Genomic DNA, 23,781 nt, shown 5'->3' with positions numbered 1-23,781 from the left:
ACTGGGGGACATGTGGGACAAATTCTATCAACAGCTGCGCTACTGCCGCTGGTCGCGCTGATCGCGGCGCTGGCTCTGGGCGGTTATCTGATTGCCCGCCAGCGGGCGATGGTCTCTGCCGGAGGGGACAGCCGCAGGCTGCATTCCCTGCCCAGCTATTATGGCTACAACGCCGTGATGAATGTGGCGGTGCCGGCGCTTCTGGCTCTGGGCATCTGGCTCCTGCTGCAGCCGATGCTCGTGCAATCCTGGGTCGCGGGGATGATCCCGGCCCAGGCCGTGCCGGAGGGGTCTTCTGTGGCGCTCGTCATGAGCGACCTGCGCCGTCTGGCCGAGGGGCTGGATGAGGCGGTGCAGGCGGGGGTGATGACCGGGGCCGAGGCCGCGGCGCTGACCGTCTCCGATGATCTGAGCACTTGGCTGGCCGGTCGCGGCGTTGCCCTTGGCGCCGAGGTCAGCCCCGAGATTCTGAACGCCGCGCAGACCTACCGCGAGTTGAATGTCACGGGTTATCTCGGGCGCAATATCGTGGTGGTGCTTTTGGCCCTCGCCGGGCTGCTGTTGGCCCTTCGCCAAAGCCACGCCGAGTTCCGCGCCCGCAACCGGGTGGAACAGGGCGTCAAAGCGCTGCTGATCCTGGCGGCCTCTCTCGCGATCCTCACAACCGTTGGCATCGTGCTCTCGATGCTGTTTGAGACGGTCAACTTCTTCAAGCTGCACCCCTGGACAGACTTCTTTTTCGGGTCTTCCTGGGCGCCAAACTTCCGCGGCGACAGTGACCTGTCGATCCTGCCGCTGCTTTGGGGGACGCTTTACATCTCGCTCATCGCGCTGCTGGTGGCGGTGCCGATCGGGCTTTTCGCCGCGATTTACCTCAGTGAATACGCCGGCCCCAAGGTCCGCGCCACGGCCAAGCCACTGTTGGAAATCCTCGCGGGCATTCCCACCATCGTCTACGGTCTTTTCGCGCTGCTGACGGTGGGGCCGTTTCTGGTGCAGATCTTCGGGCGCGGCGAAGAGGGGCTCTTGGGCGTTGACTGGATGTCGGGGGCGACCTCGGTCCTGACCGCGGGGCTGGTGATGGGCATCATGCTGATCCCCTTTGTTTCCTCGCTCTCCGACGACATCATCAACGCGGTGCCGCAGTCGCTGCGCGACGGCTCTTTCGGGCTGGGCGCGACCCAGTCCGAGACGATCCGCCAAGTGGTGCTGCCTGCGGCCCTGCCTGGCATCGTGGGCGCCGTCTTGCTGGCCGCCAGCCGCGCCATTGGCGAGACCATGATCGTGGTGTTGGGGGCAGGGGCCATTGCCCGCATCTCGGCCAATCCGCTGGACGCCATGACCACCATCACCACCCGCATCGTCAGCCAGTTGACCGGGGACAGCGATTTCGCCAGCCCCGAGACCCTGGTGGCCTTTGCCCTTGGCCTGACCCTCTTCGTCCTGACCTTGGGTCTGAATGTGCTGGCCCTCTACATCGTGCGCAAATACCGGGAGCAGTACGAATGAGCGATATTCCCAACCCCGCAGCCCCCATCGCGGACCCGCGCGGCGCCTCCTTGCTGGTGCAAGACGGGCGCAGCAAACGCCGCAACGCAGCCGAGGGACGCTTCAAGATCTATGGTATCCTCGCCATTTCCATCGGCCTGCTGATGCTGCTGACACTGCTTTTTACCATCATTTCGCGCGGCACGGGCGCGTTTCAGCAGACCTATGTCACCCTGTCGGTGCCGCTGCTCGAAGAGAAGCTCGACAAGAAGGGCAATCGCGATCTGGCGGATATCAAGAAAGTGTCGACCTTTGGCTATACGCCGCTGATGACCGCTGCTTTCGAAGCAAAGGTCGCAGAAGCGGGCATCGATACCACGCTGAAGCCCAAGGCCATGGCCGACCTTCTGTCAAAGGACGCCGCCGCCCAATTGCGCGACCATGTGCTGGCCAACCCCGAGTTGATCGGCAGCGCGGTCGAATTCGAGTTCCTGACCAACAGCCGGGTTGACGGCTATCTCAAGGGCCGCGTGAGCCGCGACAGCATCGCCAATGACAAGAACATCAGCGCCGCGCAGCTTGATCTGGTCGATGCGCTGATTGCCGATGGCAGCATCGAGAAACGCTTCAACCTCGATTTCATCCTCGGCGCCGATGCCTCTGACGCCCGGCCCGAAGCGGCGGGCATGGGGGTCGCGATGCTGGGCTCCTTTGCCATGACGCTGGTGGTGCTTGTGCTGGCCCTGCCCATCGGCGTGGCGGCTTCGATCTACCTTGAGGAATTCGCCCCGAAGAACTGGATCACCGACATTATCGAAGTGAACATCAGCAACCTTGCGGCGGTGCCATCCATTGTCTTCGGCATCCTCGGCCTCGCGGTGTTCATCAACTACATGCATCTGCCAAACTCGGCCCCGCTGGTCGGTGGTCTGGTGCTGACGCTGATGACCCTGCCGACGATCATCATCTCGACCCGCGCCTCGCTGAAAGCCGTGCCACCATCGATCCGTGACGCGGCTTTGGGGGTCGGGGCATCGAAGATGCAATCGGTGTTCCACCATGTGCTGCCGCTGGCGGCCCCGGGCATCCTGACGGGCACGATCATCGGCCTTGCCCAGGCGCTTGGCGAAACCGCACCGCTGCTGTTGATTGGCATGGTCGGCTTCATCGCCTCCAACCCGCCCGAAAGCCTTGCCGAAGGGCTGATGGCCCCGAACTCCGCCATGCCCGCGCAAATCTACGAATGGGCAAAACGCGCCGACCCGGCCTTCTACGAACGCGCCTGGGGCGGCATCATCATCCTGCTGGTGTTTCTGATCGCCATGAACGCCATCGCAGTGCTGCTGCGCCGCCGGTTCGAGCGCCGCTGGTAACAAGGGACGGGACAATGAGAGATACGCAAATTCTGGAGCATAATGTGACAAACCACCCCGTCAAAATCGCCGCGCGCGACGTGCAGGTCTACTATGGCGACAGCCAGGCGATCCGTGATGTGAACATCGATATCAACGATAAAACGGTCACCGCCTTCATCGGTCCATCGGGCTGTGGGAAATCGACTTTCTTGCGCTGTATCAATAGGATGAACGACACAATTGATGCAGCCCGCGTGACCGGTGACATCCGCATCGACGGTGAAGACATCTATGACAAACGGGTCGATCCGGTGCAGCTGCGCGCCAAGGTCGGCATGGTGTTTCAAAAGCCAAACCCATTCCCGAAATCGATCTACGACAATGTAGCCTACGGCCCCCGCATTCATGGGCTGGCCCGCAACAAGGCCGACCTTGATGGCATCGTCGAACAAGCGCTACGGCGCGGGGCGATCTGGGACGAGGTGAAGGACCGGCTGCACGCCCCCGGCACCGGGCTCTCCGGCGGCCAGCAACAGCGGCTTTGCATCGCGCGCGCCGTGGCGACCGAACCGGAAGTGCTCTTGATGGACGAGCCATGCTCCGCCCTGGACCCGATCGCCACGGCGCAGGTCGAAGAGCTGATCGACGAGCTGCGCCAGAATTACTCGGTCGTGATCGTGACGCACTCCATGCAGCAGGCTGCCCGCGTGAGCCAGAAGACCGCCTTTTTCCACCTCGGAAACCTTGTGGAGTTTGGCGATACCGATGATATCTTCACCAGACCCCAAGACCCCCGCACGGAAAGCTACATCACAGGCCGGATTGGATAAAACCATGTCAGAACAACATATTGCATCAGCCTTTGACCGTGATCTCGAAGCCGTTCAGGCGCAGATCCTAAAGATGGGCGGACTTGTGGAGGCCGCCATTCTGCGCGGTGCCCAATCGCTTGAAACCCGCGACGCCGAACTCGCGCAGGAGGTCAGGGCAGGGGACAAGGCGATTGACGCGCTTGAAGAACAGATCAACGAAAGCGCCGCCCGGGTCATCGCGCTGCGCGCGCCCACGGCGATTGATCTGCGGCTGATCCTGAGCGTCATCAAGATCAGCGCCAACCTCGAACGGATCGGGGATTATGCAAAGAACATGGCCAAGCGCAGCACCGTGTTGAACCAGATGGAACCGGTCAGCGACAGCACCGGCGCGATCCGGCGCATGGCCGGCACGGTTGAGGCCATGCTGAAAGACGCGCTCGACGCCTATATCCAGCGGGACGCGGATCTAGCCCGCGATGTGATCGCCCGCGATGAAGATGTCGACCAGATGTACAACGCGCTGTTCCGCGAATTCCTGACCTTCATGATGGAAGACCCGCGCAATATCACGGCCTGTATGCATCTGCATTTCATCGCGAAAAACGTGGAGCGCATGGGTGATCATGTCACCGCGATTGCCGAACAGGTTGTCTATCTTGTTACCGGCGAGATGCCAGAGGAAGATCGGCCCAAGGCGGACCGGACCTCGGTCGCGGCAAAGACCTAAGACGATGGCCGCGATACAACCACAAGTGCTGCTGGTCGAGGATGAGCCGGCGCAGCGCGAAGTGCTGGCCTATAATCTTGAGGCCGAAGGATTTGCCGTGCGCCGCGCCGAGAATGGCGAAGAAGCGATGATGCTCATTGCCGAGGCGGCGCCTGATCTGATCATTCTCGATTGGATGATGCCCCTGATGAGCGGCATCGAAGTCTGCCGCCAACTCAAGACCCGGCCCGAGACCCGCGCCATTCCGATCATCATGCTGTCGGCCCGGTCCGAGGAAGTCGATACCGTGCGCGGTCTGGACACCGGGGCCGATGATTATGTCATCAAACCTTACAACATCCGCGAGCTCATGGCCCGCGTGCGCACGCAACTGCGCCGCGCGCGGCCTGCGGCGACAGGTGTCGTATTGACCTGCGCCGACATTACGCTCGATCCGGAGCGCCACCGGGTCAGCCGCGCCGGGGAAGAGCTGAAACTTGGCCCGAAGGAATACCGGCTGCTGCTGACGCTGATGGAAAAGCCCGGTCGGGTGTTCAGCCGTGAACAGCTTTTGGATCACGTCTGGGGGCGCGACATCTACGTTGATACCCGCACGGTCGATGTGCATATCGCGCGACTGCGCAAAGCGCTGGCGACCTGCGGGGGTGATGATCCGATCCGCACGGTGCGTGGGGCTGGGTATTCCATCGAATAGCGGGATTTGCGCGCGCTGCGTTAACGTTTTATTTACATAATACTGATTATGAGTGCGACATCTGTGTTTGGCTGGGAACTGCAATAATGCCCCCATCCGAACGCCTCGCGTCGCCAGTTTACCGCATAGACTGCACGATAGCTGCGTTGTTCCCGCCACAGGCGAACTGTAATCACAGCTGATGCTAGACAGCGCCACCCGGGCTCCGCTAACAGTGTATAAACGATCTAAGCGAGCCTTTATGCCTTCCGTCCTCATTTTGAATGGCCCGAACCTGAACCTTTTGGGCACACGACAGCCTGAGGTCTATGGCAAGACGACCCTTGCCGACCTCGAAACCCTCTGCACCACAGAGGCTGCCCGGTTGGGACTGCGCATGGCTTTTGAACAATCGAACCACGAAGGCGCGTTGATTGACCTGATCCACGCCGCGCGCGGTGTTCATGACGGGATCATCCTCAACGCGGGCGCCTATACCCATACGTCAATCGCGCTGATGGATGCCATTGCCTCGGTCGAACTGCCTGTCGTCGAGGTCCATCTGAGCAATATCCACGCCCGCGAGAGCTTTCGCCATACCTCCTATATCGCGCCGGTCGCGGTTGGACAGATCTGCGGGTTCGGTGCTTATGGGTATGTCATGGCCCTGCAGGCCCTCGGCAAGCGGCTGATAAGCTAATGAACCTGCGTGATTACTTGCACGTAGTCGCGCGTAGCTCGACGATCGAAGCGCTATGGGAAGCGCATGTCGCGCAGATGCGCAGCTTTGGATTTGATCGGCTGATTTACGGCTTCACACGCTATCTGAGCCCGAATTCCATGGGGGATCCGGAGGATTTTGTTGTCCTGAGCAACCATGACCGGGCCTATCTCGACCAGTTCTTTGGCGCCGGATTGTACCACCGGGCGCCGATGGTTCGCTGGGCTTTGGAGAACGAAGGCTCCTGCAGCTGGGGCACGCTGCGCGGCGGTGCCGAATGCAGCGCCGAAGAGGCTAAGGTGCTGGAATTTAACCAAACTATGGGCGTTACCGCCGGCTATACGGTCAGTTTCAAGACCGCGTCTGCCCGCGCCAAGGGCGCCATTGCGCTGACCGCGAAACGCGGCATGACGCAGGAGGAGGTCGATCAGCTTTGGGCGATGCATGGCGCGGATATTCAGTTGATGAACGAGATCGCGCATCTGAAAATACTCTGCCTGCCCTATAGCAATCCGGCCCGCAGCCTGACCCAGCGGCAGCGTGAAGCCTTGGAATGGGTCGGTGACGGTAAGACCACGCGCGACGTTGCCATGTTGATGGGGCTGACCCCTGCAACGGTGGAAAAACACCTCAAATTGGCCCGCGAGGCCTTGGCGGTGGAGACCACGGCCCAGGCTGTGTTGAAGGCCGCCTTTGCAAATCAAATGTTCAAGGTAAAAAGCTGAATTCCGGGTATGGAATCCCGGACTGTTAACCGCGCCCTTCCCAAAGCATCTTAACAACAGCTTACGGCAGATTCGTCGCTGAGCTACGGCTTTTCAACCCTTGCAATACCAAGGCTCTTTTCAAGCCGCCGGTCTCAGTCAGGTATATTTTCGCCTGACGGGACCGACTGTATTTTTCTAACCAATGTTCTCGTAAAAAAAGGCGGCCCACATGAGTGAGCCGCCTTTCTGGTCTTAGTGAAGCGCAGGGCTTAGCCCTTGGCAGCTTTCGCCACTTCGGCTGCGAAGTCTTCCTTGACGACTTCGATGCCTTCGCCAACTTCCAGACGCACGAAACCGGTGATGGTGGCGCCTGCTTCTTCGGCGGCCTTGCCGACGGTCAGGTCCGGGTTCACGACGAAGGACTGGTTCACCAGCGTCACTTCGGACATGTATTTCTGCATGCGGCCGGTGATCATCTTCTCGATCACGGCTTCGGGCTTGCCGCTTTCACGGGCGATGTCCATCTGGACCTGCTTTTCTTTCTCGACAACCGCCGGGTCCAGATCAGCCTCAGAGAGCGACGCCGGGTTCACAGCGGCGATATGCATCGCAACCTGCTTGCCAAAGGCTTCGTCGCCGCCCTTCATGGCGACCAGAACGCCGATCTTGCCCATGCCGGGTGCGGCAGCGTTGTGGACGTAGGAGACAACGGTCTCGCCTTCGATGCTCTGCATGCGGCGCAGGGACATGTTTTCGCCGATCTTGGCGATGGCGTCTGTCAGAGTGGTCTCAACGGATTTGCCGTTGATCTCTGCCGCTTTCAGCGCTTCGACATCATCGACTTTCAGCGCCGCTTCGGCGATGTTGCTGACCATGGACTGGAATTCAGCGTTCTTGCCGACGAAATCGGTTTCGGAGTTCACTTCAACCGCAACACCGTGACCGCCTTCGACCTTGACGGCCACAAGACCTTCGGCAGCCGTGCGGCCGGATTTCTTCGCCGCTTTGGCCAGACCTTTGGTGCGCAGCCAGTCAACCGCGGCTTCCATGTCGCCGTCGTTTTCTGTCAGTGCCTTCTTGGCGTCCATCATGCCTGCGCCGGTGCTGTCGCGCAGTTCCTTGACCATGGATGCTGTGATTGCCATCTCTTGGTTCTCCTTTGGAAATAAGGTCGGGCCAGCGGCCCGTGATATTGGGAAATCGGGGCAGGTCGCCCTGCCCCGTGTTTCTGATCCGTGCGGCTTAGCTTTTCGCTTCAGCGACGGTCTCTTTTTTGGATTCGATGTCCAGCGGTGCGTCTTTGGCCATGGCATCGTCATGCAGGGTCTCTTCGGAGGCATTGCCGATTTCGACGCCGGTGCTTTCGCCTTCGCTGACAGCTTCTTCCTGCGGTGCCTCTTCCATGGCGCCAAGGTCAACGCCTGCCGCGCCCAGCTGGGCGGACATGCCGTCAAGCGCCGCGCGGGCGGCCAGATCGCAGTAGAGCGCGATGGCGCGGGCCGCGTCGTCGTTGCCGGGGATGATGTAGTCGATGCCATCGGGCGAGCAGTTGGTGTCAACCACGGCCACAACCGGGATGCCCAGCTTGTTGGCTTCGGCGATCGCCAGGGCTTCTTTTTTCACGTCGATGACGAAGAGCAGGTCAGGACGACCGCCCATTTCGCGTATACCGCCCAGCGAGGCTTCCAGTTTGAACTGGTCACGCTCCATGCCAAGACGCTCTTTCTTGGTCAGGCCTTCAAAGCCGCGCTCGGACTGTTCGTCGATCGACTTCAGACGGTTGATCGACTGCGAAACGGTCTGCCAGTTGGTCAGCGTGCCGCCGAGCCAACGGTGGTTCATGTAATACTGGGCGCATTTCTCTGCGGCTTCGGCGATCGGCTGGGCGGCCTGACGCTTGGTGCCGACGAAGAGAACGCTGCCGCCTTTGGCGACGGTGTCACGGATCACTTTCAGCGCATCGTCCAGCATAGGGACGGTCTGCGTCAGGTCCATGATGTGGATGCCATTGCGTGCGCCGTAGATATACGGGCCCATGCGGGGGTTCCAGCGCTGTGTCTGGTGACCAAAGTGTACGCCTGCTTCAAGCAGCTGGCGCATGGAGAACTCAGGAAGAGCCATGTCTTTATACCTTTCCGGTTTAGCCTCATCGGGGGTATGACAGCCTCATGCTGCCAACCGGCGGACGATCTGGGATTTCTCCCCAAAAGGCCCAACCCCGACTGCGGGTTCAAGTGGGGCGCATATATGTCAGCGCGGGCCGCAGCGCAAGGGCTTATTGCGTGGCACTCGGCAGATCCGCATGCCCGGCCCGCACCTGCGCTTCACAAGCCCGCGCCAGATCTTTGCGCCCGGTAAACCCCGCAACCGGCAAGGCGCTGTGGTAGATCACTTCCACCGCGCCCTGACGTGGTGCTGCCAGCGTGGTGAGGAAATGCGCCCCGAAGGACATATCGCCCCACCAGCCATAGAAGCGCGGATCGGCGTCCTGCGGCGCGTGGTAGATCACGGTGACCGGCTGCACCGCGATCTGGTCACGCAATATGGGGTCAAAGAAGGCTTCGAAAAGCGTGGTTTTGAACGGCAAGACCTGCCGCCCGTCGGTGCTGGTACCTTCGGGGAAAAACAGCAGCTTATGCCCGGCCATGAGACGGGTGCGAAAGACCTCCGTCTGGCTGCGCGCTTCGGCCCGGTCGCGGCGGATAAAGACGGTGCCCGTCGCCCGCGCCAGCCAGCCGATGCCGGGCCATCCCGCGACCTCGGATTTCGACACGAAGTAGACCCGCTTCGCCGCGTTCAACGCGAAAATATCAAGCCATGACGTATGGTTGGCCACCACGGCACCGCGTCCTGCCATGGGCGCACCGCGCTGGATGAACCGCATTCCCAATATGCGAAAGGCGTTCCGGCAGACGAATTGGGTAATATAGGGCGTTACGGGCCGCCGCACGCCACAGAGGGGCTGTTCGATGAGCCTCAGGAGCAGCAAGACCCCCAGCCCGCCGAACACCAGCAGCGCCAGCGGAAGGCCCCGCAGCAGCACCAGAATGAACCCCGCAGGTGTCAGCCGAAAACGCGGCGGGGGCTGGTCACTGTCCCATGTCGTGCTCATGCGGCCGCCCCGCGGTAAATCCGCACCCCGCGCGGGCTCATCCGCTGGGTGTCGAGGATCAGGCAGACATCGGTGGTGTTGAAGTCATGGTCGACAAAAGCGCCCTCGCCCACGGTGCCGCCAAGGCGCAGATAGGCGCGGATAAGGCTCGGCAAGGCCGAGGTCGCGGCCCGGCGGTCCAGCGCGGCATCGGGGATCAAATCCATCCGGTGGAAGGTCTTGGCCCGCACGCGCAGTTCCGGCGGGGCCAGGTGCCGGTGGTGCAAGAGCGACAGCGGCTGCGCCAAAGCGGTCGGCTCCGTGCCGAGAAAACTTGCCACGCCAAAGAGCACTTCGATCTCATGATCCGCCACATATTGCGCCAGCGCCCCCCAGAGGTAATGCATCGCCGCACCGCCGCGATAGGCCGGGTGCAGGCAGGACCGCCCCAACTCCAGCAAGCGTCTGCCGGAGTTGCGCAAGGGAGTCAGATCGTATTCCTGCTCTGAATAGAACCCCCCTGCCCGCGCCGCCATATCATCCCGCATCACACGGTAGACCCCGGCCAGATTGCCATTGCGCTGATCGGTCAGCAACAGATGGTCAAAGAACGGGTCAAAGCGATCTTTCTCAAGCCCTGCCGCATGATCGACAAGCGCGCCGCCGCCGCCCAATTCCTCGATGAACACCTGATAACGCAAGCGCTGCGCGGCCTCTACATCGGCCTCGCTTCGGGCCAGTCTGACCTGAAAATCTGCTGCAACTGCCCGCGGCATTGGCCATTCCTGCGCCTTGGTGAACGTCCCCGCCTGATAGGCAATCGGCCCCGGCAGCGCAACACTTGCCAAAGCCCAATGCCCTGGGTTACTCTTCTTTAGGTTGCTCTTTGGAAGTATTGTACAACGTTAAGGTTTTAAAAAGGATCATCCTTCATCAAAGACGGGGATCAACCCCAAACGGAAGCTGTCTATGACTACTTTGCCATGGTCGCGAAAGTTGACCGTTACCTTGCCGCCGATGTTGCTTTGCACCTGTCCGGTGCCCCAGTCGGGCCGATCAGGATGCTGCACCAACATGCCCGGCGCCAGCAGCGCGTTTAGATCTTCCATATGCAATCCTATCCCGATCGGAGGGCCATCATGGGCAAACATAACCTAGATCTGCCTGCCCTCATTGGCAGCCGCATCTGTCATGATTTGATATCGCCCATCGGCGCGATCAACAATGGGCTGGAATTGCTAAACATGTCCGGCACCGGGGCCGCGCCGGGGCCGGAACTGGACCTCATCGGTCAAAGTGTGGAAAGCGCCTCGGCCCGGGTCCGGTTCTTTCGCATCGCCTTTGGCGCGGCGGGCGAGCAGAGCATGGGCAATGGTGAGATCATCTCGATCCTGCGCGATCTTTTCGCTGGCACAAGGTTTGAGGTCGAATGGCAGATCGATGCGCCGCAGCCGCGCTCCGCCGTGCGGATGAGCTTTCTGGCGCTGCTCTGTCTGGAAAGCGCCTTGCACCACGGCGGGCATATCCGGATCGAAGAGGCCGGCGGCCTGTTCACATTGACCGCCCGCGCCGACAAGATCGGCATCGAACCCTCCTTCTGGGGGCTGCTGACCGATCCCGAACAGGAAACCCAGCTACAGCCCGCGCAGGTCCAATTTGCTCTGCTCCCGCTGCTGGCGGCGGACATGGGCCGCCAGGTTGCGTTTCAGGTGAGGGATACAGAGCTTAGGCTGACATTCTGACGCCTAGCCGCGCACCGTGCCATCGCCCCGCACGAGGTATTTGAAACTGGTCAACTGGGCCGCACCCACCGGCCCGCGCGCATGGAGCTTGCCGGTTGCGATGCCGATCTCGGCGCCCATGCCAAACTCCCCGCCATCTGCGAATTGGGTAGAGGCATTATGCATCAGAATGGCCGAATCCAGCCCGTTCAGGAACTGGGCGGCGGTCTCGGCATTCTCGGTCAGGATACAATCGGTATGGCCAGAGCCATATGTCCGAATATGCGCCATGGCATCCTCCACATCCCGCACCGCGCGGGCGGCGACGGTCATATCCAGATATTCGCGCCCCCAATCGTCAGGCTGCGCGGCGACAGTGCCGGGGATGGTCTGCAAGGCCGCATCCGCCCGCACCTCGACGCCCGCATCGATCAGCGCCCGGATGACCCCCTGACCGATGGTCGCAGCGATTTTCTCATGGATCAGCAGACATTCGGCGGCACCGCAGATCCCGGTACGGCGGGTCTTGGCGTTCAACGCGACTTTCAACGCCTTTTCCGGGTCGGCGTCGGCGTCGATATAGATATGAACGATGCCTTCGAGATGGGCAAAAACCGGCACCCGGGCCTCGCGTTGGACCAAGCCGACCAAGCCCTTGCCGCCGCGCGGCACGATTACGTCGATCGTATCGGTCATGGTCAACATCTCACGCACCGCGGCGCGGTCTCGGGTCGGGACCAGTTGAATTGCCGCTTCGGGCAGCCCGGCACCGCGCAGACCTTCCTGCAGACAGGCATGAATGGCGCGGGAGGAATGAAGGCTCTCAGACCCGCCGCGCAGGATCACGGCATTCCCGGCCTTGAGGCAAAGCGCACCGGCGTCGGCGGTCACATTCGGCCGCGATTCATAGATCACGCCGATCACCCCGAGCGGGGTGCGCACGCGCTGGATGTTCAACCCCGAGGGCTGGTCCCAATCGGCGATGACCTCGCCCACCGGATCGGCCTGTTCAGCGACCGAGCGCAGCCCGTCCACCATGCTTCGGATGCGCGGCTCGTCAAGCATGAGCCGATCCATCATCGCCTCCGACAGCCCTTTCTCGCGGCCAAAGTCGAGGTCCTTGGCATTTGCCTCGATAATGTCTTTCCGATTGCGCCACACCGCCTCGGCGGCCCCGATCAAAGCTGCGTATTTACGCTCCGCGGTGGCGCTGGCGAGATGCGTCGCTGCCGCGCGTGCTTCGGCGCCGATTTCGGCCATCAGTGCTGGGATATTATCCTTATCGTACATCGGCTTACTGTCCTGTCTTAATATTTCGCGTCAAAGCGCCATATCATCGCGGTGGATCAAGGCGGCGCGCCCGGGATAGCCCAGAATGGCTTCGATCTCGGTGCTTTTGCAGCCTTTGATCTCCCCCGCTTCGCCCGCTGAATAGCGGCTCAGCCCATAGCCCACCAGATGCCCCGCAGGGTCATGCATCGCGATGCTGTCGCCACGCTCGAACGTGCCCGATATCGCCGTGATCCCGGCGGGCAACAGGGATTTCCCGCGGCGCAATGCGCCGACCGCGCCCGCGTCCAATGTCACCGTTCCGCGCGGCTGCATGGCCGCGATCCAGCGTTTGCGCGCCGCTTGCGGGTCGCTTTGGGCGGTGAACCAAGTGGCGTTCGCGCCATTTTCCAACGCGGTGAGCGGGCGCATCACGAAACCATCGGTGATCGCCATGGCACAGCCCGATGCGGTGGCGGTGCGCGCCGCCATGAGCTTGGTTTTCATGCCACCTTTGGACAGGCCGGAACCCGCGTCCCCCGCCATGGCTTCGATCTCGGGGGTGATCCTGTCGATCCTGTCGTAGCGTTTCGCCGTCGCGTCCTGCGCGGGGTTTGCGCTGTAGAACCCGTCGACGTCCGAGAGCAGGATCAACTGATCCGCCCCCACGGTCACGGCAATCTGCGCGGCCAGCCGGTCGTTGTCGCCAAAGCGGATTTCATCGGTGGCGACGGTATCATTCTCGTTCACAATTGGGACCACGCTGAGGGACAAAAGCTGTTCCAGCGTGGCGCGGCTGTTCAGATAGCGGCGGCGATTGGCGCTGTCTTCGCGGGTGACAAGCACCTGCGCAGTGGTGATGCCATGCGGTGCCAGCACCTCTTCATAGGCCCGTGCGAGGCGGATCTGCCCGACCGCTGCCGCCGCCTGCGCCTGTTCAAGGGGCAAGACGGTCGAAGGCAGCCCCAAGACGCCGCGCCCCAAGGCAATGGAGCCAGAGGAGACCAGCACTACATCGCAGCCCATGGACTTAAGCCAGGCCACATCCTGCGCCAATCCGTCGAGCCAATCACGGCGCAGGGCGCCGCTATGTCGGTCCACCAAAAGGGCGGAGCCGATCTTGATGACGACGCGGCGGGCGGTGGTCAGGGTTGCCAAGGCTCTTCTTCCTCAGTCGTGCGGTACCGCAGCCGCCCGTCGTCAATGTTCTGGCGCAGGGTCCGGAGCACGTCAGTCACCCCTTCGCCTGCCACGCCGGACATCATCATCACCGGACCACCGCAGGCTTTTTCCAATTCTTCCAAACGGGTTGCGCGGTCTTCTTCATCCAAAGCGTCAACTTTGTTAAGCACCGTGACGCGGGGTTTCTCGGCCAGATCACCGCCATAGGCTTCCAGCTCGCCGATGATCGTATGGTAATCCTCTGCCACCGTCTCTGAGGTGCCGTCGATCAGATGGAGCAACACCGCGCAACGTTCGACATGGCCAAGGAAAAGATCGCCCAGACCCCGCCCCTCGGAGGCGCCTTCGATCAGGCCGGGAATGTCGGCCACCACAAATTCAGTGTTGTCCACCCCGACCACGCCGAGGTTCGGGTGCAGCGTGGTGAATGGGTAATCCGCGATCTTGGGCCGCGCGTTGGAGGTGGCGGCCAGAAAGGTCGATTTGCCGGCGTTGGGGAGCCCCAGCAGCCCCACATCCGCAATCAGTTTCAGGCGCAGCCAGAGAGTGCGTTCGACCCCTTCCTGTCCGGGGTTGGAGCGCCGCGGCGCCTGGTTGGTGGAGGATTTGAAATGCAGGTTGCCCCAGCCGCCATTGCCGCCCCGGGCCAGTTGCACACGCTGGCCAAGTTCGGTCAGATCCGCGATCACCGTCTCTTGATCTTCATCAAGGATTTCGGTCCCCACGGGCACGCGCAGGACGATATCGTCTCCATCCTTGCCGGTGCGCTGCTTGCCCATGCCGGGCTGGCCGTTCTTGGCAAAGAAATGCTGCTGATAGCGAAAGTCGATCAGCGTGTTCAGCCCGTCCACCGCCTCGGCCCAGACCGAGCCGCCGGTGCCGCCATCGCCGCCGTCCGGGCCACCGTATTCGATGTATTTCTCACGCCGGAACGAGACGCAGCCGCCACCCCCGGCGCCGGAGCGGATATAGACTTTGCACAGGTCGAGAAACTTCATGATCTTGCCTTTCAGGCGCGGGGTGCGGTCCTAGAGCTTGCGGCTATAGGTCCATGTGGGTACGGCAGCATCGCGGGCCAGGCAATAGGTTTCCGCGTCACCGAGATAGACAAATCCCGCATTGGTCAGCACTTTGGCCGAGGCCGGGTTGTCATGGAAGACAGAGGCGAAAATCGCGTCATTGCCCAAGGGGTTCGCATCGACCAGCGCCTGCACCGCGTCAGAGGCGAGATGGGTGTTCCAGAAGGCCGGAGCGACCCAATAGCCGACTTCCGATTGGTTGCGGTCCAGCCGGGTGAGGGAGATGACGCCCATGACTTCGGAACTGTCCGCACGGGTGCCATCCATGACCCAGACGTCCTCTTCCCGGTCAGCGGACATGGCGCGGGTGATATAGGCCTCGACACTGCCCGGCGGCAGCGGATGCGGGATCGAGGATGTGGCCTTGGCGACGCGCGGGTCGCTGGCATACATCTCGATCATGCCCATATCGGAGCGGCGCACCGGGCGCAGGTCGAAACGCTCGGTCTCGATCACCGGTTGATTAACTATAGATTCCATCTGCATCGTCATGTTCCTCCTCCGAACAGACCGAATAGGGGGCCGGTGGTCAGCATGACCACCCCTGCCCCGATCAGGCAAGACTGCCGCAAAACAGGGGCGCGACATCCGGCACAAACCTCCCTACCGGATGTAACAACCTTATAAAATGCACGCGGCAAGTGACCCTGAGGGTCAAAATTTCTGGCGGGCCGAAACGGCCCTTTGGTTACCAAATACATGGGAATATTCCCGGAAAAAGAAAAGGGACCGGCGCTGTCGCCGATCCCTGAATTTTTTCAAACCCTTTGGGGTACGGCTTATTCAGCGGCCTCCGCGCGTGGCAGAACCGAAATAAACGTGCGGTTTTTCAGACCTTTGTGGAAGGTCACAGCGCCGTCGACGGTTGCAAAGATCGTGTGATCCTTGCCCATGCCAACGCCTTCGGCGGGCCAGAACTTGGTGCCGCGCTGACGCACGATGATGTTGCCGGGGATGACGGCTTCGCCGCCGTATTTTTTCACGCCAAGGCGACGACCAGCTGAGTCGCGCCCGTTACGGGATGAACCGCCTGCTTTTTTATGTGCCATCTCGGTCTCTCCTTAGCCTTTGGTCTTTTCTTTGGCCTGATCGACCCAGCCTTCGCGCTGGATGCGGCCTTTGAAAGACAGTTTCTCGTCAACTTCAGCGATATCCGCTTCGGTCCATGCTGCGATCTGAGCAAAGGAGGTGATCCCCGCTTCGTGCAGCTTTTTCTCAAGTGCCGGGCCCACGCCGCTCAGCGCCTTCAGATCGTCCGCGCCGGCTTCCGACATCTGGTCGGCTTTCTCGGCCTTCGGAGCAGCCTTGCTGGCTTTCGCCTTCTTGGCCTGTTTGATCTGTGTCGCATCATCGGATTTGCCGGTGATCGCGGCCACGGCGGCGGCGCTCACGGAACCGGTGCCAACAGCAGCAGCAACGCCCGACTTCTCTGCGCCGGAGGCGAGGATGTCGGTGATCTTGATCAGGGTCAGTTTCTGACGGTGACCCTTGGTGCGCTTGGAAGAGTGCTTCCGGCGGCGCTTGACGAAGTTGATGACCTTTTCGCCTTTGATCTGATCGACGACTTCGGCCTGAACGCCGGCGTCCTTGACCATGGGCGCGCCCAGCACGGGGCTGTCGCCGCCCAGCATCAGCACTTCGTTGAACTGGACTGTTTCGCCAGCATTGGCCGCAATACGTTCAACCCGCAGCATATCGCCGGATTGCACCTTGTATTGCTTGCCGCCTGTCTTGATGACCGCAAACATGCGTCTTCCTTTTCTGTCATCCGCGTTCTGTGGCCCCCCGCTTGGGTGTTAGTGGATGGGCTTTCCGGCCAATCCGCCTCGAACAGCGCGCCCCAATGGGCGTCATTAAAAAACATTCCCGTAAACGGATAGGCCGCCGGGATGCGGGCTTATGGGCAGATTATCGGGTCAAGTCAAGCAGGTTTTCGGCGCCGCCCTGCCCCCGGCCTAGAGTTCCTCGGCTGTCATATTGAGCGCAACCGTACGGCCCAGAGCGTAGGAGATATCCTCATAGGCCGCGCCGAAGCCTTTGAACAGCCCGCGATTGACGGCCCGCCCCGCCTCGGTCTGCGCAAAATCAATGTAGCGCGCCAGATCGGCGTCCTGCAACGGATGATAGGCAAGCAGCATATAGGCATAGAGCCAAGCGCGGGTATCCTCGGTCACTTGGTCAAGATCAGCGCTCACATCTGCCAAAAGGTCCTCTTCGCTCTCCGTCAAAGCGCCGCCGTCTCGCAGGCCGCGGAGAAACTGGAAATTGCTGTTCAGCGCCGTGCTTACATTGCGGTCAATCATGTCGCCGGCGCTGATCAGCCGGGCGATCTGGGCCAGACGAGGATCGTCTGTTCCGTCCAGCTCCGCAAAGCGCGCCCGCGCGGCCTCCTCTACATCCGGTTGCGCGACCGCGGCGCGGGCGGCGTTTTCCATTTCGATCACCCGCCCCCCGAGCTCGGAAGAATAAAAGCCAATCGCCGCCTCAAGCGCCTCCTCCGTCAACGTCTCTTCCAAGGCGCGGCGCACCATTTCGATCATCCGGTCCGCGTCATAGATCGCGTCGATCTGCATCTGCCAGCCCGGGCCGCCCTGCCCGCCCAGCATCTCTTGGTTGAGCGCATCGGCATGCGCCTGCCCTTCCTCCTGCAGTATCGCGGCGACGTCGCGCAGCTCCAGCAGATCCATCAGCACGGTCATGCGCGCATCCGCCCAGGCCGGCAGCGCGAGCAGCCACAGCAGGGGCGCGATGAGCAGACGGCGCGTCATAGGTCTTGGCTGGGTTGCATGGCCGACAGCCGCGTCGCAATGGTCTCAAAACGGTTCGCCATGATCTCATATTGCACGGCATTCATCAGCGTATAGACTTTCTGCATCTTCGGATGTTCCAGCGCTTCCGCATAGGCGCGCAACTCGTCATCCGAAAAGGCTTGGTAAGTATAGGCCGCCGAGGCCAGCGCATTGGCCGCGATCTGCTCGCCCATCTGCTCCGCCTGTGCCGCCATCGCGGCCCGCAGGTCCGGCTCTTCCATCTGCAATTCGATCACCCCTGCCCCGGCGGCGGCGAGCAGGAAACGGATCTGCACCTCCTGTATCGCGCGGACCGAGATGCCTTCGACATCGCTCGCGACATTGAGCCGTTGCAGGATTTCGACGCGGGGGGAGCCAATGCGCTGCAGGCCCGCGATGATCTCCGCCCCGCTTTCGGTCTTTAACCCGTCGTCCTCGGTCATATGCGCCTTGTTCTCCACCGCGACCAGCCGCTGGCCCAGATCACTGGCATAGAAATCCGCCGCATGCGTCAGCAGATCATCGCTGAGCGTCTCGCTCAAGATATCCAGCGCCATGTCATGCATCAGCTCAGTGTCGAACACCTCGCCCACCAAGCGCGACCATTCTGAGCCGAAATCATCAGCCTCAAGTCCCAGCATTTCCGGTGCGGAATCAGCCGACAGCCGAATGCTCTCAAGGGCCACGTCAAAACCGGTGACTTCCAGAAACCGCTCCAAAGCCCCCCGCTCCGCCGCCCGCAAAGGCAGTGTCGCGGCCAGCACGAAGGCGAGCGTCAGCGCAAGGGCTGGGACAAAGGATAGGGTGAGGCGGCGCATCGGCTGTCCTTTCAAGCGTTTGTGCCCTTGAACTTAGGCGTTCACTCCCGCAGCGCAATGAAAATTCCGGAAGTTTACCTTTCCGGGCAAAACGCCTCTTGCCACTGCCTTGAATCACGACTAAACGGGCCACCCAGACCCCCGCGGAGAGGTGCCGGAGTGGTCGAACGGGGCGGTCTCGAAAACCGTTGAGCCTTCACGGGTTCCCAGGGTTCGAATCCCTGTCTCTCCGCCACTATCCCCCTGATATATAAGATTCTATATGTCAGGAGGTCTGTGCGCTCCTGATAGGCTTATTACACTAGGAAAGAGCTAGAATAACGCCTCTTCCATTCCCTGACCCCTGCTCTAATTGGGATTAAACACCCCGGGCATTCCTCGTCGCAAAGCTTCATAGGTTTCGATGGCATCGCCTCACCATGACGCGCTGTCGTGGATTGTGAACGCCACGCCCATGGAGCAGCTCAAGGCAAAGCCCGGCCCGTTCAATCACTGTTCGACCCCCAGAAGCATCTGTCGAAATCGACATATTCTATCATCGTCTCCGACTGCCCCACCGGCACCAGACGGGAGCAGCCTTCCAATGCATTGATGCCCTCAAAAACCGAAACCACGCCGGTAGCCCCGGGTATCGCGCCTGCGGCACAGAGGCTTTCACCCGGAGCGATCTCTTGCACCAGCCGCCCGGCACCGGGGGCTTCAACGACGAACAGATGCGTCCGTTCGCTCTCATTGCGCAGACAAAGAGCCTCTTCATCGATGCCCGGCGCTGCGTTTAAGCTAAACGGGAGGAGCATCGCAAAGGCGGACAGGGTCAGGGTCATCAGGTGCATGCAGCCACTCTGGGCGATAGCGATGCGGCCCGTCAAATCAAGTCGCCGCAGAAGCCCCTTTTTCTACATCAACCTATCGTGATGCGGGGAAGATGCGAAACCTGCGCTACGTTGAAGCATCAACAGAGGAGGAAACGGACATGAAACGCCATCAAAAATTCCTGGCCGGCTGCGCGGCCCTCGCCATGGGGGCCGGTCTGGCGCATGCGCAAGATGCGACTTTCGGAACCGACATAGATGCAGATTACGCTGCCCGCCTTTGGTCCGCGATGGAGGAGATGAACCTCGCCGGTGATGGTATGCTGCGCAGCTTTCCTTATGAGGGGGTGGAGCCGCATGGTATGATGCTTGAGACTTTTTACACCACGGCCAGCATCGACGATCATTCGGGCGACCTTGTCATCAAGCGAAATTATGGCCCGGAAGGCGTGACTGCCGACGAGGTGCTGAGTGATCCGGACAAACATCTTGCGGCGATTACGGTGATGTTCCGGCGCGAAGCTGGCTTCGACCCGGAGAACGCGGATTGGTTCTGGGTGAAATACCTGCCCGACGGCACGCTGGACAAAAACCCTAAGGGCATGCGTCTTGCGGGCCGCGTGGCCAAGGGCATGGACGCGGGCTGTATCGCTTGTCACTCAGGCGCGGGGGACGACATGTTGTTCACGACCGATCATCTACCCGGCCAGTGAACCGACGGGATATTGCGTTCGGAGACGGAGTGAGGGTTATCGATGTCATCCTTCCGCATCGGCTGAAACAGCCCGCTGCCGCGCCTCCAAGAAGGATTCTAAAGGACCGCGCGGCGGGCAGTTGTCCAGATTGCTCCGGGAACTCTGGTAGCGAATAGCCTTTGTGGCCTTCAGGGCATGGGGATTTCAGTCTAGGTTAATCGTTCTAAAGGGCTTCCCGGGTGCGCTTACCAACCCCATGCCTGATCGACCTCTTGGCGGGCTTCCAGTTGCTCCTCGCGGAGCCGCGTTACGAATGAGACATCGCCAACATTATCGCCGACCGCACGCAGATCCTTCATATCGATGACGACTTCTTCGTCACCTATATCCAGCCAACCCCCGATCTCTGCGATGAGGCCAACGACACGGCCGTCTCTGGAGATGATGATATCTTCCACCTCGCCGATTTCCTCCCAACCGGGATCGACTGCGTCAAAATAGTCGACAGTAGACCATTCGCTTTCGTCATATTCAGCATCGAAGGTATATATCGCAGAGCCGATCATGCCTTCGGCTCTCAGCGTATTTGGCGAAGTTTCATTCGTGATGATGCCGCTATAGGTTCTGCGGTCGCCAGCATGCTGGTCAGCAGTCGCCGCGCCAGCGGCTGCGATGATGAGTGCAAATGTAGAAACAGCAATGCGTTTCATGACATGGACCTCCTTGATCAGAGTTGCGTTACATCGATAACGAGTGCGCTTTGACTGAGGTTCCAGAACTTCGATATAACGGCCCGTGCCACTCATTTCCCGCCCTTTTGATCTGGTCAATATCAGCGCACAGAAAACCCCGGCACATGAGGCCTGGCCGGGGTGTTGTAGCGTTCAGCGGCTGCGCGCCATCTGGTTTAATCCCAGAAACCTTCATCAACGCTTGGCAGCGCTTCCAGTTCTTCCTCGTTCAACCGCGTGACATAGGCGTAGGTCCGGTCGTCCACGGCCACCAGATTCACGTCGGGCACGGAAATCATGACGTGTTTGTCACCAAGATCCAGGAAACCGCCGACTTCCGCCACGATGCCGACCATCTGACCATCTTTGGAAAGAACGATATCCTCGATCTCACCGATTTCGTTCCAACCGGCATCGATGGCGTCATATTGCGTGCCGACATTCCACTCATCGTTGGCTTCACCAATGGTGTAGACCTCGCCGCCCGTGATATCACGCGAGCGGATCAGGTCGCCGCGCATCTCATTCATCGCCGCGCTATCGATATTGGAATAGTCGGTCATATGGGCCTCTGCGAAGGCGGCGGTGCCTGCGAGGGTGAGGGCGAGTGTGCTTGCTGTAAGCGTCTTCATGTAAGGTCTCCTTTTTCGTTATCTGCTTGAGTAACAACGGGCGGCTTGAAGGATCGTTCCTTAAATGGCCAAATCAGACCGAGGCCGAACACGTTGCCGGGAGAGGTATGCCGGGCGGCACCCCGCACCTGTGGTCGAGTGAATGCCGCATTCGTCGCAATTTTGCCGACGGCACTCCTGGCCACCCGCTACGTTCAAGAATTGCGGATTGCGGAAGCGTCTGGTCTGCCAGAATGAACCAAGATGCCGCCCCGCGAAAACTCCGGCGCAATCGGCCATAGCGATGCCTCCGCCTTAAGCCGCCGGTCCCGCTCACTTTATGACGCATGCGGCAGCATCCCGCAGCTACGGTGGCATCCCCGAAGCTTCCAAGGCGGCGAGCCAGCGGTCGCGTAGACCCGGCGCGGTCCACATGCCCGTGATGACCGCCCGTTCCCGCGCAAGGGACCAGTTTGGGTGCTCCGAAAGAAAGCCAGCGACCGCGCTTTTCGCTTTCTCCTGGTTCCCCAGGCAATGGTGTATCGCAGCTAATGTCTTATTGGCGGCGGTAGGCATCGAAGGGGCGGCCTTGAATGTGTTGAGTGCGCCCGCGCAGGCGCCGTCTTGCCATTCGATCCGGGCCTTGGTCCAGTTCGTGTCATGGCCATAGAGCGGGTCAATCCGCTCGATCTCGGCTATTTCCGCGAGCGCCTCTTCGGTCTTGCCCGTAAAGGAAAGCGCTTGCGCCAAGGCGTTGCGCGCGAAGGAGGAGGACGGGTTGAGCGCGACGGCGCGGTGATAAGCGCTCACCGCCCCCTCGATATCTCGGTTGAACATCAAGACCCGACCCAAAGCGTGATAGGCCAGAAAATTGTTCGGATCGAGTTCCACGCCCCGGCGGGCCAGAGCCGTCATCCGCGCGCGCGTCGCGGCCTCGTCCCCTTCGATCCAGCCGTAGCGCAGCCCGATGCGGAGGGAGAGCGCCTGACCCAGATGGCCCCAGGCGGAATCCGGGTAATCCTTGATCGATTGCTCCTGTTCGCGGATGTTGATGAGCAGGTTTTCCCGACTGAAGTTCCGCATGATCCGGCTTTGTGCCGCGTTCGAGATCAGCAATGCGCTGACATCCCCCGCCGCCATACGCGCCTCTGCGGTATCAACGACCTTTGCCCCGACGGCGCTGGCGATCTTGCGGCTGATCCGGCTGTTTGCCCTTAGCAGATCGTCAAGCGGGACATCGAACTCCTCCGCCCAGACATGGGCAGCGGTCCTGCCATCGATAAGCTGCGCTGTCGTGCGAACCCGTTTCCCGTCATATTGCTGGCTGCCTTCCAGAATGAAATCCGCCCCGAGTTGATCAGCGATTTCAGCTATCCCGAGATCGGAGTTGCGAAAAACATGGCTGGACCGCCGCGAGATGACCGAGAACTGGGGAAAGCGCGCCAGAGAGGTGATGATATTCTCGCTGACCGCATCGTTCAGGAAACCTTGGTGTTGCGGCGGGCTGTAGTCGTCGAAAGGCAGGACGGCGATTACCGGCGGACGTGACGCAGGGCTCGGCCGGAACAGGACAAGGGCAAGAGCCGCGATTGCGAGCAGCAGCAGGACCATGGCAACGCGATGTCTCGACAGGGGCCGGGACGCAGGCGCTTTCGCGGGCGGAACCAAGCGATAGCCTTCGCGGGGCACTGTCTCAATGATGCGTTTCTCGCTGTCGTTCAGCACCCGGCGTATTTCGGCAATACATTGCGCGACACTGTCATCCGAAACGCTGCGCCCGGACCAGACCTTGGCGATAAGAGCCTCGCGCGTCACGGTCTCCCCCATAGCCGCAGCAAGCACCGCCAAGACCTGCCGGGACTGGTGCCGCAGGTCCAACTCCCTGCCACTCCGCGTAAAAACCCGAGCGGTCGCCTGATCCAGAACCACGGGGCCGAGATCAATTTCGGAAGATTTCAATGATCTTCGTTTGGCGAAACGCATGCGGTGCCCCTCCCATGGGAGTATAGCACCGCGCAGCATTCCTAGGGCAGCCTTTTCGGGAATTGCGATCTCTACCCCAGTTGCGGGCGCTATGGACCTGCATTCAAACGCAAGGAGAAGGAAGATGACCCCCCTGAACATGACCCAAATTGCAGTCGCGGCCGTCTTGGCCACAAGCTGCGGCGCGGCCGCCGACCAGTTCGCGATCCGTACAGCAGCGCCCGTCAAGGCCGCCTCCCCGCAGCTGCTGGACGCGCTGCATATACGCGAGATTGAAACTGTCACAATCAATGGCGCACACTTCATCGTGCTTGAGGCGAAGAATGAGGGCTATGCTGAAGCCTATATATTTGCGAATGGCATTGTGGCCGAAGCGCTTTACCGTATCGGTGCCGACTGGACCGGCACGGGGATGTCCGCGCTGCCAATCGAACAACGCGAAGGGTTCTTTGCGCCGACACTCTGTGAGTTCTGCACAGGCTGAGCGATATGGCACGCCGTCCCGAACATCGCC

At 60.9% G+C, this 23,781-nt stretch carries 27 protein-coding genes and 1 tRNA gene; 11 read left to right on the top strand and 17 right to left on the bottom strand.

Annotated elements, in window-relative coordinates; genetic code table 11:
* The first annotated feature begins 12 nt into the window (after positions 1 to 12).
* The 7 genes from pstC to AB4M76_RS09970 all read left to right on the top strand — a co-directional run bounded on the left by pstC (position 13) and on the right by AB4M76_RS09970 (position 6,504).
* The gene (gene pstC / locus AB4M76_RS10000) at positions 13 to 1,509 is read left to right on the top strand and encodes a phosphate ABC transporter permease subunit PstC (RefSeq protein ID WP_368441688.1); all 1,497 of its coding nucleotides are present in this window, start codon (positions 13 to 15) and stop codon (positions 1,507 to 1,509) included.
* Positions 1,506 to 2,861: a phosphate ABC transporter permease PstA gene (pstA, locus tag AB4M76_RS09995; protein ID WP_368441687.1), complete on the top strand. Its 1,356-nt coding sequence runs from the start codon at positions 1,506 to 1,508 to the stop codon at positions 2,859 to 2,861. The genes pstC and pstA overlap by 4 nt, the downstream gene beginning before the upstream one ends.
* A gap of 14 nt (positions 2,862 to 2,875) precedes the next feature.
* The gene (pstB, locus tag AB4M76_RS09990) at positions 2,876 to 3,673 is read left to right on the top strand and encodes a phosphate ABC transporter ATP-binding protein PstB (RefSeq protein ID WP_368441686.1); all 798 of its coding nucleotides are present in this window, start codon (positions 2,876 to 2,878) and stop codon (positions 3,671 to 3,673) included.
* A 4-nt stretch (positions 3,674 to 3,677) separates the two neighbouring features.
* Complete coding sequence (gene phoU / locus AB4M76_RS09985) at positions 3,678 to 4,385, top strand: phosphate signaling complex protein PhoU (RefSeq protein WP_368441685.1); 708 nt, start codon at positions 3,678 to 3,680, stop codon at positions 4,383 to 4,385.
* A 4-nt stretch (positions 4,386 to 4,389) separates the two neighbouring features.
* Entirely contained in the window at positions 4,390 to 5,079 is a 690-nt protein-coding gene (gene phoB, locus AB4M76_RS09980) for a phosphate regulon transcriptional regulator PhoB (RefSeq protein ID WP_368441684.1), read from the top strand.
* 241 nt (positions 5,080 to 5,320) lie between these two features.
* Positions 5,321 to 5,758, top strand: coding sequence for a type II 3-dehydroquinate dehydratase (gene aroQ / locus AB4M76_RS09975; protein WP_368441683.1), 438 nt, complete (start codon positions 5,321 to 5,323; stop codon positions 5,756 to 5,758).
* Positions 5,758 to 6,504 carry a LuxR family transcriptional regulator gene (locus AB4M76_RS09970; protein WP_368441681.1) on the top strand — a complete coding sequence of 249 codons (747 nt, stop codon included), beginning with the start codon at positions 5,758 to 5,760 and terminating at the stop codon, positions 6,502 to 6,504. Before aroQ ends, AB4M76_RS09970 begins: the two co-directional genes overlap by 1 nt.
* 251 nt (positions 6,505 to 6,755) lie before the next feature.
* On the opposite strand, the gene tsf is transcribed toward AB4M76_RS09970, so the two are convergent.
* The 5 genes from tsf to AB4M76_RS09945 all read right to left on the bottom strand — a co-directional run bounded on the left by tsf (position 6,756) and on the right by AB4M76_RS09945 (position 10,686).
* Positions 6,756 to 7,631 carry a translation elongation factor Ts gene (tsf, locus tag AB4M76_RS09965; RefSeq protein ID WP_368441680.1) on the bottom strand — a complete coding sequence of 292 codons (876 nt, stop codon included), beginning with the start codon at positions 7,629 to 7,631 and terminating at the stop codon, positions 6,756 to 6,758.
* Positions 7,632 to 7,728: 97 nt separating this feature from the next.
* Complete coding sequence (rpsB, locus tag AB4M76_RS09960) at positions 7,729 to 8,607, bottom strand: 30S ribosomal protein S2 (RefSeq protein ID WP_368441679.1); 879 nt, start codon at positions 8,605 to 8,607, stop codon at positions 7,729 to 7,731.
* A 154-nt stretch (positions 8,608 to 8,761) separates the two neighbouring features.
* Complete coding sequence (locus AB4M76_RS09955; protein WP_368441676.1) at positions 8,762 to 9,598, bottom strand: lysophospholipid acyltransferase family protein; 837 nt, start codon at positions 9,596 to 9,598, stop codon at positions 8,762 to 8,764.
* Positions 9,595 to 10,353 (bottom strand): GNAT family N-acetyltransferase, encoded by a 759-nt coding sequence (locus AB4M76_RS09950; protein ID WP_368442416.1) that lies wholly within the window; start codon positions 10,351 to 10,353, stop codon positions 9,595 to 9,597. Before AB4M76_RS09950 ends, AB4M76_RS09955 begins: the two co-directional genes overlap by 4 nt.
* A gap of 147 nt (positions 10,354 to 10,500) precedes the next feature.
* Positions 10,501 to 10,686 (bottom strand): DUF3553 domain-containing protein, encoded by a 186-nt coding sequence (locus AB4M76_RS09945; RefSeq protein ID WP_368441675.1) that lies wholly within the window; start codon positions 10,684 to 10,686, stop codon positions 10,501 to 10,503.
* 30 nt (positions 10,687 to 10,716) lie between these two features.
* On the opposite strand from AB4M76_RS09945, the gene AB4M76_RS09940 reads away from it, so the two are divergent.
* Positions 10,717 to 11,319, top strand: coding sequence for a histidine phosphotransferase family protein (locus AB4M76_RS09940; RefSeq protein WP_368441674.1), 603 nt, complete (start codon positions 10,717 to 10,719; stop codon positions 11,317 to 11,319).
* A 3-nt stretch (positions 11,320 to 11,322) separates the two neighbouring features.
* Here AB4M76_RS09940 and AB4M76_RS09935 read toward each other — a convergent pair whose 3' ends face one another.
* The 8 genes from AB4M76_RS09935 to AB4M76_RS09900 all read right to left on the bottom strand — a co-directional run bounded on the left by AB4M76_RS09935 (position 11,323) and on the right by AB4M76_RS09900 (position 18,435).
* Positions 11,323 to 12,588, bottom strand: coding sequence for a glutamate-5-semialdehyde dehydrogenase (locus tag AB4M76_RS09935; RefSeq protein WP_368441672.1), 1,266 nt, complete (start codon positions 12,586 to 12,588; stop codon positions 11,323 to 11,325).
* Between the two features lie 30 nt (positions 12,589 to 12,618).
* Complete coding sequence (gene proB / locus AB4M76_RS09930; protein ID WP_368441671.1) at positions 12,619 to 13,725, bottom strand: glutamate 5-kinase; 1,107 nt, start codon at positions 13,723 to 13,725, stop codon at positions 12,619 to 12,621.
* Positions 13,713 to 14,747, bottom strand: coding sequence for a GTPase ObgE (obgE, locus tag AB4M76_RS09925; RefSeq protein WP_368441670.1), 1,035 nt, complete (start codon positions 14,745 to 14,747; stop codon positions 13,713 to 13,715). Before obgE ends, proB begins: the two co-directional genes overlap by 13 nt.
* Before the next feature lie 30 nt (positions 14,748 to 14,777).
* The gene (locus AB4M76_RS09920) at positions 14,778 to 15,314 is read right to left on the bottom strand and encodes a GNAT family N-acetyltransferase (protein WP_368441669.1); all 537 of its coding nucleotides are present in this window, start codon (positions 15,312 to 15,314) and stop codon (positions 14,778 to 14,780) included.
* Between the two features lie 293 nt (positions 15,315 to 15,607).
* Positions 15,608 to 15,877 carry a 50S ribosomal protein L27 gene (gene rpmA / locus AB4M76_RS09915; protein ID WP_067262095.1) on the bottom strand — a complete coding sequence of 90 codons (270 nt, stop codon included), beginning with the start codon at positions 15,875 to 15,877 and terminating at the stop codon, positions 15,608 to 15,610.
* A 12-nt stretch (positions 15,878 to 15,889) separates the two neighbouring features.
* Positions 15,890 to 16,576, bottom strand: coding sequence for a 50S ribosomal protein L21 (locus AB4M76_RS09910; protein WP_368441667.1), 687 nt, complete (start codon positions 16,574 to 16,576; stop codon positions 15,890 to 15,892).
* A 207-nt stretch (positions 16,577 to 16,783) separates the two neighbouring features.
* Positions 16,784 to 17,596: a DUF2059 domain-containing protein gene (locus tag AB4M76_RS09905; protein ID WP_368441666.1), complete on the bottom strand. Its 813-nt coding sequence runs from the start codon at positions 17,594 to 17,596 to the stop codon at positions 16,784 to 16,786.
* Positions 17,593 to 18,435, bottom strand: coding sequence for a DUF2059 domain-containing protein (locus tag AB4M76_RS09900; protein WP_368441664.1), 843 nt, complete (start codon positions 18,433 to 18,435; stop codon positions 17,593 to 17,595). The genes AB4M76_RS09905 and AB4M76_RS09900 overlap by 4 nt, the downstream gene beginning before the upstream one ends.
* A gap of 145 nt (positions 18,436 to 18,580) precedes the next feature.
* Between AB4M76_RS09900 and AB4M76_RS09895 the strand changes: the two genes are divergently transcribed.
* Positions 18,581 to 18,670 (top strand) — tRNA-Ser (locus AB4M76_RS09895).
* Between the two features lie 250 nt (positions 18,671 to 18,920).
* On the opposite strand, the gene AB4M76_RS09890 is transcribed toward AB4M76_RS09895, so the two are convergent.
* Positions 18,921 to 19,259, bottom strand: a complete 339-nt coding sequence (locus AB4M76_RS09890; RefSeq protein ID WP_368441663.1) for a hypothetical protein — start codon at positions 19,257 to 19,259, stop codon at positions 18,921 to 18,923.
* Between the two features lie 101 nt (positions 19,260 to 19,360).
* Between AB4M76_RS09890 and AB4M76_RS09885 the strand changes: the two genes are divergently transcribed.
* Positions 19,361 to 19,960 carry a hypothetical protein gene (locus AB4M76_RS09885; RefSeq protein ID WP_368441662.1) on the top strand — a complete coding sequence of 200 codons (600 nt, stop codon included), beginning with the start codon at positions 19,361 to 19,363 and terminating at the stop codon, positions 19,958 to 19,960.
* Positions 19,961 to 20,187: 227 nt separating this feature from the next.
* Here the strand turns inward: AB4M76_RS09885 and AB4M76_RS09880 are convergent, their stop codons facing one another.
* From AB4M76_RS09880 to AB4M76_RS09870, 3 genes are all read right to left on the bottom strand, one after another.
* Positions 20,188 to 20,652, bottom strand: coding sequence for a PRC-barrel domain-containing protein (locus AB4M76_RS09880; protein WP_368441661.1), 465 nt, complete (start codon positions 20,650 to 20,652; stop codon positions 20,188 to 20,190).
* A gap of 197 nt (positions 20,653 to 20,849) precedes the next feature.
* Positions 20,850 to 21,305, bottom strand: coding sequence for a PRC-barrel domain-containing protein (locus AB4M76_RS09875; RefSeq protein ID WP_368441660.1), 456 nt, complete (start codon positions 21,303 to 21,305; stop codon positions 20,850 to 20,852).
* A 345-nt stretch (positions 21,306 to 21,650) separates the two neighbouring features.
* A complete protein-coding gene (locus AB4M76_RS09870) occupies positions 21,651 to 23,267 on the bottom strand; it encodes a winged helix-turn-helix domain-containing protein (protein WP_368441658.1) in 1,617 nt (538 codons plus the stop codon).
* Positions 23,268 to 23,391: 124 nt separating this feature from the next.
* On the opposite strand from AB4M76_RS09870, the gene AB4M76_RS09865 reads away from it, so the two are divergent.
* On the top strand, positions 23,392 to 23,751 hold the full coding sequence (locus AB4M76_RS09865) for a hypothetical protein (protein WP_368441657.1): 360 nt from the start codon (positions 23,392 to 23,394) through the stop codon (positions 23,749 to 23,751).
* The last annotated feature ends 30 nt before the right edge of the window (positions 23,752 to 23,781 follow it).

The sequence above is a fragment of the Sulfitobacter sp. PS-8MA genome (assembly GCF_040933935.1).
Taxonomy (GTDB): domain Bacteria; phylum Pseudomonadota; class Alphaproteobacteria; order Rhodobacterales; family Rhodobacteraceae; genus Sulfitobacter.
The sequence above is the reverse complement of the archived record's forward strand: the minus strand, read 5'-3'. Positions and strand labels throughout refer to the sequence as shown.